Origin of the sequence: Pantoea sp. EKM103V, from assembly GCF_011800365.1 — a bacterium.
GTDB classification, from domain to species: domain Bacteria; phylum Pseudomonadota; class Gammaproteobacteria; order Enterobacterales; family Enterobacteriaceae; genus Pantoea; species Pantoea anthophila.
The window spans coordinates 323,428-336,191 of the sequence record NZ_JAALFQ010000001.1; the positions used below are offsets into that span (position 1 = coordinate 323,428).

Annotated in this window: 10 protein-coding genes; 1 reads left to right on the plus strand and 9 read right to left on the minus strand. The window is 59.7% G+C overall.

Annotated elements, in window-relative coordinates; all coding sequences use genetic code 11:
- Positions 1-35: 35 nt before the first annotated feature.
- The 4 genes from zitB to HFD97_RS01685 all read right to left on the minus strand — a co-directional run bounded on the left by zitB (position 36) and on the right by HFD97_RS01685 (position 5,099).
- A complete protein-coding gene (gene zitB, locus HFD97_RS01670) occupies positions 36-1,019 on the minus strand; it encodes a CDF family zinc transporter ZitB (protein WP_167431117.1) in 984 nt (327 codons plus the stop codon).
- Positions 997-4,074 carry an ATP-binding protein gene (locus HFD97_RS01675; RefSeq protein ID WP_167431236.1) on the minus strand — a complete coding sequence of 1,026 codons (3,078 nt, stop codon included), beginning with the start codon at positions 4,072-4,074 and terminating at the stop codon, positions 997-999. The genes zitB and HFD97_RS01675 overlap by 23 nt, the downstream gene beginning before the upstream one ends.
- Positions 4,056-4,637: a response regulator transcription factor gene (locus HFD97_RS01680; protein WP_009091372.1), complete on the minus strand. Its 582-nt coding sequence runs from the start codon at positions 4,635-4,637 to the stop codon at positions 4,056-4,058. Before HFD97_RS01680 ends, HFD97_RS01675 begins: the two co-directional genes overlap by 19 nt.
- A 99-nt stretch (positions 4,638-4,736) precedes the next feature.
- A complete protein-coding gene (locus tag HFD97_RS01685) occupies positions 4,737-5,099 on the minus strand; it encodes a YbgS-like family protein (RefSeq protein ID WP_033736370.1) in 363 nt (120 codons plus the stop codon).
- Positions 5,100-5,386: 287 nt separating this feature from the next.
- Between HFD97_RS01685 and aroG the strand changes: the two genes are divergently transcribed.
- Positions 5,387-6,439 (plus strand): 3-deoxy-7-phosphoheptulonate synthase AroG, encoded by a 1,053-nt coding sequence (gene aroG / locus HFD97_RS01690; RefSeq protein WP_009091369.1) that lies wholly within the window; start codon positions 5,387-5,389, stop codon positions 6,437-6,439.
- Positions 6,440-6,868: 429 nt separating this feature from the next.
- Here aroG and gpmA read toward each other — a convergent pair whose 3' ends face one another.
- The 5 genes from gpmA to modF all read right to left on the minus strand — a co-directional run bounded on the left by gpmA (position 6,869) and on the right by modF (position 12,699).
- Positions 6,869-7,621, minus strand: coding sequence for a 2,3-diphosphoglycerate-dependent phosphoglycerate mutase (gene gpmA, locus HFD97_RS01695; protein WP_009091367.1), 753 nt, complete (start codon positions 7,619-7,621; stop codon positions 6,869-6,871).
- Between the two features lie 151 nt (positions 7,622-7,772).
- Entirely contained in the window at positions 7,773-8,807 is a 1,035-nt protein-coding gene (galM, locus tag HFD97_RS01700; protein ID WP_167431116.1) for a galactose-1-epimerase, read from the minus strand.
- A complete protein-coding gene (galK, locus tag HFD97_RS01705) occupies positions 8,801-9,949 on the minus strand; it encodes a galactokinase (protein WP_058958449.1) in 1,149 nt (382 codons plus the stop codon). The genes galM and galK overlap by 7 nt, the downstream gene beginning before the upstream one ends.
- Positions 9,946-10,992, minus strand: a complete 1,047-nt coding sequence (gene galT / locus HFD97_RS01710) for a galactose-1-phosphate uridylyltransferase (protein WP_009091362.1) — start codon at positions 10,990-10,992, stop codon at positions 9,946-9,948. The genes galK and galT overlap by 4 nt, the downstream gene beginning before the upstream one ends.
- Positions 10,993-11,226: 234 nt before the next feature.
- Positions 11,227-12,699: a molybdate ABC transporter ATP-binding protein ModF gene (gene modF / locus HFD97_RS01715; protein WP_167431115.1), complete on the minus strand. Its 1,473-nt coding sequence runs from the start codon at positions 12,697-12,699 to the stop codon at positions 11,227-11,229.
- Positions 12,700-12,764 lie beyond the last annotated feature (65 nt).

The window sequence follows — 12,764 nt, forward strand, 5'->3', positions numbered from 1 at the left end:
CAGCGCGCGGTAACCGGGTTACCGCGCGCTGTCGTTTAGTGAGCGTGCTCGTCGCCTCTGGCGTGAGTATGGTCGTGGGAATGGGAATGGCTGTGACCGTGGCCGGCCTCAGCCGCGCTGCTGAAGCTCAGCTCACACTCAGCACCGGCACAGGGCTGATACTCCATCTGCACGGTCGCATGGTCAATCTGATAGTGCTGGCGCAGATAGTCATGAATGCGGTGCAGCAGCGCATCGTGGTCATAGGGCGGGATCACCTGCACATGCAGCGTCAGCAGCGGCTTTTCACCCACCTGCCACAGATGCACATGATGAACATTGCGCACTTCAGCGATGTTCAGGGTGAGGTCCCGCATCAGCCGGTTCACATCCAGGGAGTGGGGTGCCCCTTCAAGTAACTCCTGCAGGCTCTCACGCAGCAGCGCCCAGGCACTGCGCAGCACCAGCAGTGACACCAGCAGCGACAGAATCGGGTCGATCGGCGTCCAGCCGGTCAGCATAATGATGGCTGCCGCCACAATCGCCCCCACCGAACCGAGCAGGTCACCCATGACGTGCAGTGCCGCTGCCCGCACGTTGAGGTTCTTCTCTTCGCTGCCGTGGTGCAGCAGCCAGAATGAGAGCAGGTTGGCCAGCAGGCCGCCAATCGCGATGCCCAGCATCAGGCCGCCGGTCACCGGCTGCGGATCGCTGAAGCGACGCATTGCCTCCCAGACGATCAGCGCGGTAATACCCAGCAGGGCGATGGCATTGACAAAGGCTGCTACGGTGGTCAGGCGCAGCAGGCCAAAGGTATGACGCGCATTGGGTTTACGGCGCGAGAAGTGGACCGCCAGCAGCGCCATCAGCAGGGCGGCGGCATCGGTGAGCATATGTCCGGCATCTGCCAGCAGCGCCAGTGAACCTGAAAGCCAGCCGCCAATTACCTCGGCAACCATGAAGAGGACGGTCACGCCAAAGGCGGCCGCCAGACGCGTGCGATTACTATCCTGCCCGCTATGAGTGTGGGTATGTGCCATAAGATTCCAGTTTTTTCAGTAACCTGTTTGCTAATAATATCAGTAATTGCCACGTCTCTGACGTGTCCTGATGCTGTTTTGCCTGCTCTGCGAGTTGCTGACTCAGCTGTGCACCCTGCTCCAGCCCCACCAGCAACCAGCTGCCTTTCATCCGGTGTGCCGCGTCGGCAAACTGGTTCCAGTCCGCGCGTGCGCGCGCCTCACGCATCACGGTCAGATCCTGGGTCACCGTGCTGTGCAGCGTCTGACTCAGCCGACTGAGAAATTTGTCATTCTGCTGTGCCAGCTGCCACAGGTTCTCATCCAGCGGTGCCAGCGGGTCGGGCTGCCACTCCGCCAGCAGTGCGCGGAGATCGGCCAGCTGCACCGGTTTAATCAGAACCCGCTCCTGCGCCTCAGCCGGTCGTGACAGCAGCTGGGCGTCTGCGGAGCAGAGCACCCGCATCGCCTGCCGTCCCCGCTGCCGGTCACGGCGTCGCAGCAGTCGCAGCAGCAGCGTGCCGTCAGGACGCGGCATCATCTGGTCGATAAACAGCAGGTCAAAAGGCTGCTGCGCATCGGCCTTCAGCAGCGCACGTCCCTCTTCGAAGATGTCGGCCTGAATGGCAAAGCGCGCCAGCTGCTGCTGCATCACCAGCAGATTGGCCGGATGGTCATCGACAATCGCCACCCGCAGATGGGGAAAGCCGGGCAGGCCAGACTCATCGGTGCTGCTGACCGGCTCCGCGATCTGCAGAGGCAGGGTCACCGTGACCTGCGTTCCCTGGCCGGGCTGCGAGGTGAGCCGGATATCGCCCCCCATCCGCTGTACCATCTCGCGGCAGATAAACAGGCCCAGACCGCTGCCCTGTACCGACACGGTTTTGCCCGACGGCGCCTGATACCAGGGATCAAACAGCTTCGGCTGCTCCTCAGGCGGAATACCGCTGCCGCTGTCAGTGACCGTCAGCACCAGCTGCTGCTGCTCTGCCGCCAGGGTGAGGCGGATGGTGCCGTAACGGGTAAATTTCAGCGCATTGGTCATCAGGTTATTGACCACCTGCTGCAGGCGATCGGCATCGATCATTACCGTGTCAGGCAGCGGCGTCTGTGCCGCGACGATCAGACGCGGGCCGTCCGCCCGCATTAACGGATGATAAAAATGCTGCTGCTGTTCAAGCCACTGCGCCAGCGCCAGCGGGCGTGGCGCCAGGGTAAAACTGTTGCTCTCGATACGTGCGTGATCCTGCAGGTCATTCAGCAGGGTCAGCAGGGAGTGTGCGCTGCTGTGCAGCAGGGTCAGGTTCTGGCTGTTGTGCTGCTGCTTTTCCAGCTCCAGCAGGCCGAGGATCGCCTGCATTGGCGTACGCAGCTCATGGCTGACGGTAGCCAGAAACTGGCTCTTCAGGGCGTTGGCCCGCTCCGCCTGTTCGCGCTGCTGACGCTCGCGGCGCTGCTGCCAGTAACGGCGCGCCAGCAGCAGAAGCAGCAGTACAATGGCGGCCCCGGCTACCGCCAGCACCATCATCGGCAGCGATCGCATCACCATCACGCTGCCGGGCTGCGGCGGTGTTGACCAGCTGTCGCGCATTTTGCCCTGAGTATCCGCCGGGATCTGCTGCAGCGCCCGATCCAGCAGGCTGCGCAGCAGGGGCTGATCGGGCGCGACACCCAGCGCGATCGGCCAGGCGATGTCGCTGGCGGCAAAGGCGAGGTGGATACGCGCATCATCACGGCTGGCGATGCGCCAGCGGGCGGAGAGCACATTATCGACCAGCGCATCAATCTGCCCCTTTGCCAGCGCATCATAGAGGCTGTTCCGGTCGGCAAACGGCACGGGATGCAGATCCTCCGGCAGCAGGCGCAGCGCCAGGTCATCCTGCAATACGCCGATCCGCCTGCCGCGCAGATCCTGCCAGTGCGACAGCGGGGCAGAGTGAATGCTGTAGATCCCCCACAGCGCCCGCCACACCGGCAGTGAGGTGCTCTGCATCGCATCGCCATTAAGGGGCTGCATCAGTTGCAGCATCGCCTGCTGCTGCTGAATCAGCGCACTGGCCTGATGGGGATTGCTGACCCACACGGGTTCAAACTGCAGGCCCGTGCTCTGGGCGACCGCTTTCAGTAAATCCACGCCATAGCCTCTGGCGGTGCCGCTGGCGTCGCGATAGCTCCAGGGATAGTTGTCGGGCTCGGCGGTGTATGTAATGCGAGGGTGGTCGGCAATCCACGCGCGTTCAGCGGGGCTGAGCATCAGGGTCTGCGTATCCTGATAGCGCGGCAGCGTGCTGCTCCAGCGCGCCTGCAGGCTGTTCATCAGTTCCGCCGGTAACTGACGCAGGCTCTGATTTATCCACTCAATCAGCGCGGGATCGCGGGAGAGGGCACGCAGGTTGAGCTGTCCCGCCTCAATATGTGAGGCGATCTGATAAATCTGCCCCTGCTGCAGCTGACTCAGCAGAAAACCGGCGCTGGTCTCGTCCGCCACCACATAGTCGTTCTGCTGATTGAGCAGGGTATAGAGCGCCTGCAGGTCGCTACTGTAGCGTCGCCAGTGGTGACGAGCCGCCAGGGCGGGTGGCAGCTGCGCCAGAGTGCTGTCGCTGATCGCAAGCTGCGCATTCTGGCTGTTGAACATCACGGCACGCTGGTTCTGCTGATTGCGATAGACCCGCAGCGGACTGCTGAACCAGCTTTCACTGCTCAGCGTGCCCTGAGGCAGCGGGGTGTTCCACATGCCCAGCGCAAAATCGATCTCTCCACGGTTCAGGGCCTGCATCAGTTGCGGCGCGTCGCTGTAGAGGCGCAGGGTAAACTGCGCTCCGGTCAGCTGTCGCAGCGCAGCAAGATAGTCGGCATTGATGCCATACAGGTCGTTGCCGATCCGCATCGTCCAGGGCGCGTGGTTCTCTTCCAGCAGCCCGACGCGCAGGCTCTTTCCCTGCATGGTTTCGGCGTGCGTGACCGGCAGCATCATCGGCAGGTTCAGGCTGCTGACCGGGCGCACCTCAGCCAGCGCGCTGCCGCATAGCCACAGCAGAATCAGCAGCGCATATCTCACTGCTGCGCCTTCCAGAGGTCAGCCAGCTCAACCACAGAGCGGGCACCGGTTTTTTCCAGAATGTTTTTTTTATGGGTGCTGACCGTTTTGTTGCTGATGTGCAGCTGGGCGGCGATTTGCAGGTTAGAGAGGCCGCTGGCGAGCAGCGCCAGAATCTGACGCTCTTTGTGCGTCAGCGGCAGCTCAGGCTCCTCTTCGGTTTCCGGAAACGCGGTCTGTCCGCCGAGCACGGCCAGAATGGCGCTGAGCAGCTGCGTCATGCGCTGGCTTTTCACCACATAACCGGACGCCCCTAATGCCTGAGCGCGCCGGATATAGTGACGGGTCTGCTGGGCCGAGTAGATCAGCACCGGGCAGTCGGGACGATGGATTTTCAGGCGGCGCAGGATCTCCAGCCCGTCGCTCTCCGGCAGCCCGATATCAAGCACGATAATGTCCAGCGGCTGCTGAAGAAAAGGACGGGCGGCGTGTTCACTGCTGGCAGAGAGGAGCTGAACCGGAATGGGCGACTGGCTGAGCGCGGCTTCAAGTGCCACTTCCACCAGCGGATGATCGTCAATCAAGAGCAAAACGGCCATGAACGGTTTCCCTGTAAATTTCACAGGATGAGCATAGCGGAAGAGTGGGGCAGAGGGGAGAAAAACCCGGAGAACGGATGCTCTCCGGGTCAGACAGAATTACTGGGTCGTGCCGTCGGTTTTAGTATTAACGTCACCGCCGCCCACTTTCGTTTCAACTTTTTTGTTGATGTTCGGACATTTGCCATCTTTACACTGGCTGTTCTGGTCAATTTCGTTAGCAGACATATTTCCGCTGCTGGTGGTGCTGCCAGAAGTGGCCGGATTAGTATTGGTGCCGGTGTTATTAATTTTGCTGTTATCGACATTATTCGGTGGCAGGTTCTCTTTTGCGCCGGGTGCGACCGCACCTGCACTGGCTGCCTGGTTAGCTGTGCCGTTGTTGCTGCCTTCCGCCAGCGCCGCGCCACTGCCTAATGTCATTGCTGCTGTCAAAAAGAGTAAGGCAAACTTTTTCATCATTATACTCCCATTAATAAATGAAGACGTTTTAAGCCCAGAGGTGAAATTGGGGATAAAAAAGTCCCGGACGAAATAAAATTCGCCAGTTGGCTTAAACAGGGTGATTTAATCATGTAAGCGGGACGTTCCTCAGTGCTTACCATTAAAAAGTCTAGTCGCTAACCTGATTAATGCAAATATGACCCGCACATTTAACCCGCAGCGGGAATTTACACCCCTGGCGCTTCGGGCTACATTGGGCAGGTTGTGTCCGGCGGGCGCCGGGCCAGAAATAATATGGAATCAGTATGAATTACCAGAACGATGACTTACGCATCAAAGAGATTAAAGAGCTGTTACCCCCGGTTGCGCTGCTCGAAAAATTCCCGGCGACCGATCGTGCTGCACAGACAGTTTCCCAGGCGCGTCAGGCGATCCATCAGATCCTGCAGGGCAAGGACGACCGCCTGCTGGTGGTGATTGGTCCCTGCTCAATCCACGATCCTGAGGCCGCCAAAGAGTATGCCGGCCGTCTGCTGGCGCTGCGGGATGAGCTGAAAGGCGAACTGGAAGTGGTCATGCGGGTCTATTTTGAAAAGCCGCGCACTACCGTGGGCTGGAAAGGGCTGATCAACGACCCCTACATGGATAACAGCTTCCAGCTCAATGATGGTCTGCGTCTGGCGCGTAAACTGCTGCTGGAGATCAATGACAGCGGTTTACCGGCGGCGGGCGAGTTTCTGGATATGATCACCCCGCAGTATGTGGCGGATTTGATGAGCTGGGGCGCGATTGGCGCACGCACCACCGAATCCCAGGTGCACCGTGAGCTGGCCTCCGGTCTCTCCTGTCCGGTCGGTTTCAAAAACGGCACCGATGGCACCATCAAGGTGGCCATCGATGCCATCAACGCTGCCGGTTCGCCGCACTGCTTCCTGTCAGTGACCAAATATGGCCACTCCGCGATTGTCGAAACCAGCGGCAATGGCGACTGTCACATTATTCTGCGCGGCGGCAAAGAGCCGAACTACAGTGCGAAGCATGTGGCTGAGGTCAAAGAGGGTCTGGCAAAAGCGGGCCTGCCACAGCAGGTTATGATCGATTTCAGCCATGCCAACAGCAGCAAGCAGTTCCAGCGTCAGATGGTCGTGGCGGACGATGTCGCGCAGCAGATCATCAACGGTGAACAGGCGATTGTCGGCGTGATGATCGAGAGTCATCTGGTAGAGGGCAATCAGAGCCTGGAGAGCGGTGAGCCGCTGGTCTATGGCAAGAGTGTCACTGATGCCTGCATCGGCTGGGATGATACCGATAAGGTGCTGCGTCAGCTGGCGGCAGCGGTTAAACAGCGCCGCGGTTGAGTGCTGGCTGTCTGGCGTGACGACTGGCCGGATCTGTCTGAATACGCGGTGGAGAGTGAGCCTGCTGAGGGAACACAGTCAGATCGGAAAGACGCAACAACCGCCATCCATGGCACGCTCTGCCCGCGCGATTACGCACCTCATCCCTGAGGTGCGCCCGTAACCGGGCCAACGCGTTGCGTTGTACAAAAACGCTCCCCGCGTTTTTGTCCCTGGCGCGGGACGCTTTCCTCTTCTGACCATGTTCCCTGCAGATTGGGCTGATTTATTGCTGCCATACTCAGACGGCTTTGACGATGTGATTCGTCCGGGACGAACGGACATTCAGGCTTTTACTCTGACAGTTAAAGATGACACACAGCATTGCCGGACGCAGCCCAATAAAAAAGGCCAGACTTCTGTCTGGCCTTTTTGCCTCTCAGCGAAAAATTACTTCGCTTTACCCTGATTCGCAACGGCTGCGGCTTTCGCGGCAATCTCGTCCTGGTCACCCAGGTAGTAGCGTTTCAGCGGTTTGAAGTTTTCATCGAACTCATACACCAGCGGCACGCCGGTTGGGATGTTCAGTTCGAGGATCTCATCTTCGCTCAGGTTATCCAGATATTTAACCAGTGCGCGCAGTGAGTTGCCGTGTGCAGCAATGATCACTTTCTCACCGCTTTTGATGCGCGGCAGAATGGTGTCGTTCCAGTAAGGGATCACGCGGTCGATGGTCAGTGCCAGGCTTTCGGTGGTTGGCAGCTGCTCCGGGGTCAGTTTCGCGTAACGCGGGTCATGGCCAGGGAAGCGCTCATCAGCACGATCCAGCTCAGGTGGGGTAACGGCAAAACCGCGACGCCACTGCTTAACCTGCTCATCGCCATATTTGGCCGCAGTTTCCGCTTTATCCAGGCCCTGCAGCGCACCGTAGTGACGCTCGTTCAGACGCCAGGTTTTCTCGACCGGCAGCCAGGCCTGATCCAGCTCATCCAGCACATTCCACAGCGTGTGAATCGCGCGCTTCAGTACAGAGGTGTAAGCGAAATCGAAAACAAAGCCCTCTTTTTTCAGCAGCTGACCCGCTGATTTGGCTTCGCCACGACCTTTCTCAGAAAGGTCAACATCATACCAACCGGTAAAGCGGTTTTCGTTGTTCCACTGGCTTTCGCCGTGTCGCACCAGAACCAGCTTAGTTACAGCCATAGCTTAACTCCTTAATACTGTGATGTTTCTGTGAGATTGGAAACCTGCTGCTGCCCGCCTGACACGCGAGCGGATTGCGCCATACCATAGCGGAAAAGCGGGCAGCGCGTAAGCCTGTGTGTGACGCACTGCGCGTTTTTCAGCCAGAAGATCAGCGTGGCGTGAAGCGATAGCGCGTCACCGATTCCCAGCGATCTCCCGGTTGCAGCCAGCAATCGGGCTGAGGCCACTCAGCATGATTGGGCGAATCCGGTAAAAATTCACTCTCCAGCGCAATGCCCTGAAATGCAGTATAGCTCTCCTGCTCGCGGGCACGGGTACCGGCCAGATAGTTGGCAGAGTAGAACTGCAGGGCCGGAGCGGAGGTGGTGACGCTGAGCTGCAGTCTGCCATCTTCTGACCAGAGTTCTGCGGCAGGCTGGCTGTCGTCGCCTGCGCTGTTGAGCAGAAACGCATGGTCATACCCCTTCACCGCACGCTGGTCGTCGTCTGTCAGGAAATCCTGCGCGACCGTTTTCGCCTGCCGGAAATCAAAGCTGGTGCCGGCCACGGCTTTCAGCGGCGCATTAGGAATCCCTTCGCTGTTGACCGGCAGATAGTGATCTGCGTGCAGTTGTAAGCGATGCTGGCGGGCGTCGCCATGATGCGCATCAAGGTTAAAGTAAGCGTGGTTGGTCAGGTTGACCGGACAGGGCTGGTCGCAGCGTGCTTCATAGCGGATGCTCAGGCAGTTCTGATCGTCCAGATGATAGTGCAGGTCGGCAATCAGGTTACCGGGATAGCCCTGATCGCCATCCGGCGAATCCAGGCGGTAGTGCACGTCGCTGTCTGACTGGCTGACAATCTGCCAGCGACGTTTATCAAACCCTTCCGGGCCGCCATGCAGCTGATGCGCGCCCTGGTTCGGCACCAGCTGACGGTTGATTGTGGTCAGTTTTGCACCGGCGATGCGGTTAGCGTAACGGCCCACCGTGGCACCGAGATAAGCCTCCTGGTGCAGATAGTCAGAGGGGGTGGCGCAGCCAAGCAGCGCTTCACGCACCGTGCCATCCTGCATTGGCACGCGGGCGGAGAGCCAGGTTGCGCCCCAGTCCATAAAGGTCGCCAGCATGCCGTTGGCATTGCGCAGCACCGTGATGCGCCACGGCTGACCGTCGGGCGCGTGAGAGTTGACGTCATTCAGCATTGACCGGCTCCTTCAGAGGCTTTGCAGACGTAGAAGGTCTCTTTGATGCCGGTCTGCGCTTCATACTGCTCCGCAACGGCGGCTTTCACCTGATCCACCCGATCCAGCGGCATCAGCGCAACGATACAGCCGCCGAAGCCGCCGCCGGTCATGCGAACACCCCCGTGCTCACCGATTTGCGCTTTTACGATCTCCACCAGCGTGTCGATCGGCGGCACGGTGATCTCAAAATCGTCACGCATGGAGGCGTGCGACTCGGCCATCAGCTGACCCATACGGGAGAGGTCGCCCCGGCTCAGCGCATCGGCGGCTTCGAGCGTGCGGGCATTCTCGGTCAGAACGTGACGCACCCGCTTAGCCACCTGCGGGTCCAGCTTCGCCTCTGCCGCTTCAAACTCCGCCAGCTCAACATCACGCAGCGCTTTTTTGTTGAAGAAGCGCGCGCCCGCTTCACACTGCTCGCGACGGGTATTGTATTCGCTGCCGACCAGAGTGCGGCGGAAGTTGGAGTTGATGATCACCACGGCGATATCTGCCGGCATCGACACCGGACGGGTGCCCAGCGTGCGGCAGTCGAGCAGCATGGCGTGATCTTTCTGGCCCAGCGCGGAGATCAGCTGGTCCATGATGCCGCAGTTGCAGCCAACGAACTGGTTTTCTGCTTCCTGACCGTTAACCGCAATCGCCGCGCCATCCAGCGGCAGGTTATAGAGCTGCTGCACCACGGTGCCGACCGCCACTTCCAGCGAGGCAGAGGAGCTGAGGCCCGCGCCCTGCGGAACGTTGCCGCTGATCACCATGTCGATGCCACCGAAATCGGCATGACGCCGTTGCAGATGTTTCACTACGCCGCGCACATAGTTCGCCCACATCGGCTCCTGCACGCTGACGATCTCTTCATCGAGCGAAAAGGTGTCCTGTGCATTCTCATAATCCGCCGCGACCACGCGAATCTGGCGATCGTCACGGCGGGCGCAGGCGATCACCGTCTGGTAGTCAATGGCGCAGGGCAGCACAAAGCCGTCGTTATAGTCGGTGTGCTCACCAATCAGGTTGACGCGACCCGGTGCCTGAATGGTATGGGTGGCGGCGTAACCGAAGGTGTCTGAGAAAAGCTGCTGCGTGATGGTTTTTAAGCTCATTGTTGTGCCTCACGGAAGTGAACGTCGCTGACAGAACGCAGACGTTCCGCCGCCTGTTCCGCCGTTAAATCGCGTTGGGTTTCGGCCAGCATTTCATAGCCGACCATAAATTTGCGTACCGTTGCTGAACGCAGCAGCGGCGGATAGAAGTGGGCATGCAGCTGCCAGTGATCGTTGGCTTCGCCGTTAAACGGTGCGCCATGCCAGCCCATAGAGTAGGGGAAGGAGCACTGGAACAGGTTATCATAGCGGCTGGTCAGCTGTTTCAGCGCCAGTGCCAGATCGGTGCGCTGTGCTGCGCTGAGATCGGTCAGACGTCTGACGTGCGCTTTCGGCAGCAGCAGGGTCTCAAACGGCCAGGCGGCCCACCAGGGCACCACGGCCAGCCAGTGTTCGGTTTCCACGACGGTGCGGCTGCCATCCTGCTGTTCACGCGCCAGGTAATCGACCAGCATCGGTGAACCCTTTTTCGCGAAGTAGTCTCGCTGGTGGTCATCTTCACGCTGCGCTTCATTCGGCAGGAAGCTGTTGGCCCAGACCTGACCATGCGGATGCGGGTTGGAGCAGCCCATCGCCGCGCCCTTGTTCTCAAACACCTGCACCCAGGGATAGTGCTGTCCCAGCTCAGCGGTCTGCTCCTGCCAGGTGCGCACCACCTCTTCCAGCGCGCTCAGCGACATCTCCGGCAGGGTTTTGCTGTGATCGGGCGAAAAGCAGATAACCCGGCTGGTGCCGCGCGCGCTTTCACAGCGCATCAGCAGATCGTCACTCTCAGGCGCGTCGGGGGTGTCGGTCATCAGCGCGGCAAAGTCATTCGTAAAGACGTAAGTGCCGGTATAGTCCGGGTTTTTGTCGCCGGTGATGCGGGTGTTTCCGGCACAGAGGAAGCAGTCCGGATCATGGGACGGCAGGGTGTTAACCGCCGGGGTCTCCTGCGCGCCCTGCCACGGCCGTTTGGCCCGGTGAGGAGAGACTAAAATCCATTGATCAATCAGTGGATTGTAACGGCGATGCGGATGATCGACCGGGTTGAATTTGTCCATGTGAGGTCCTGGTAAGCGTCAAAAGCCAAAGAGGCATCGGTAAAAATTAGCACATCAGCGCGCCCGAAAGCGTGATCAAGTCTGGATAAATGGTATCGTTTACACAAGCTGAAAATTCTTATTTGGTGGCATTGCGTGTGGTGCAGGAGGGTGAAAGGTGAGAAGGAATGGTAACGCTTACACAGGAGGGCTGTAAAACGCCGCTGTCGCGGCGTCAGGGCTGAGGAGAGAACGTTAGCGCAGGGTCTCCTGCTGATAGCGGTAGCCATCGTCCTGAGGGACAAAACTCAGGCGATGCGTGATGCAGGCCGGCGCATCTTCGGCGTGATGCGAAACAAACAGCAGCTGGGTGCGTCCTTCGCCAATCAGGACATCGACAAAGCGCCGCACCAGCTGACGGTTAATCGGATCGAGTCCCTGCAGAGGCTCATCCAGAATCAGCAGCGTCGGGTGTTTAACCAGTGCGCGTGCGATCAGCACCAGCCGCTGCTGTCCCCACGACAGAGAGTGGAAGGGGGCATCAGCCAGACGGTTGTCCATGCCGAGCAGAGCCAGCCACTGCTGCGCCAGCGCTTTCTGCCGGTCAGACGCCGCCTGATAGAGACCGATAGAGTCGAAGAAGCCCGACAGGATCACCGTGCGCACATTAGTGCTGACGCGATAATCCAGGTGCAGGCTGCTGCTGACATAGCCGATATGCTGCCGGATGTCCCAGAGGGTTTCGCCACTGCCACGGCGACGGCCAAACAGGGTCAGGTCATTGCTGTAGCCCTGAGGATGATCGCCGGTCACCATACTGAGCAGGGTCGATTTACCGGCACCGTTCGGACCGGTGATCTGCCAGTGTTCGCCTGGATTGACCTGCCAGTTCAGCCCGCTGATGATGGGCCGATCGTGGTAAGAGACGGTGCCGTTGCGCAGGATGACACGCGGCGCATCATCGGCCAGGGCGGGCAGGGCATCCGGCACATCCGCCTCCGGCAGCGCCATACCCAGCAGCTGTTCGCTGTGCGCCAGCTGCGCCACCAGCGCTTCCGTCAGAATCTTCTGGCGCGCGCCGCTGTGGGTCAGATTACACTCCGCCAGCACGCCCACCTGCCCGATAAAATCGGGAATATCATCAAAGCGATTGAGCACCAGCACCAGGGTGAAATCGGGCTGCTGCAGGCTGCGCAGGGTGTCGGTCAGGCTGGCGCGCGACGCCACATCCAGCCCGTCAAACGGCTCATCCAGAATCAGCAGGTCAGGCTGGCTCATCAGCGCCTGGCAGAGCAGCGTCTTGCGGGTTTCACCGGTAGAAAGATATTTGAAGCGACGTGAGAGGAGGGATTCAATGCCAAACTGGCGGGCAAGCTGTTCGCACCGTCCGGGGTGCTGCCCCTCCATCTGGATGACATCGGCCACCGTGAGCCCGGTGTCCTCTTCGCCTTCGCTGAGCATATCGGTGTTGTTGCGTTCCCACTCCTGTGCCACCAGAGACTGCAACTGCTCCAGCGACAGCCTGACCGGTCGTCTGAACGTGCTGCTGACCGAACCGGAGAGCGGCGGCAGCTCCCCGGAGAGCGCACGCGCCAGAGAGGATTTGCCGCTGCCGTTGGCGCCGACAAACGCCCAGCTCTCGCCGCGTTGCAGTTCCACCTGATTCAGGCGCAGTAACCGGGTATCGCTAAGACGAAACGTGCCTTGCGAAATATGCAATGAAGCCATAATCTGTTCCGTTTTTTGCATCATGTTACTGCGTTGTAACCTCTGCCGGTAGTGATGTCAAATTC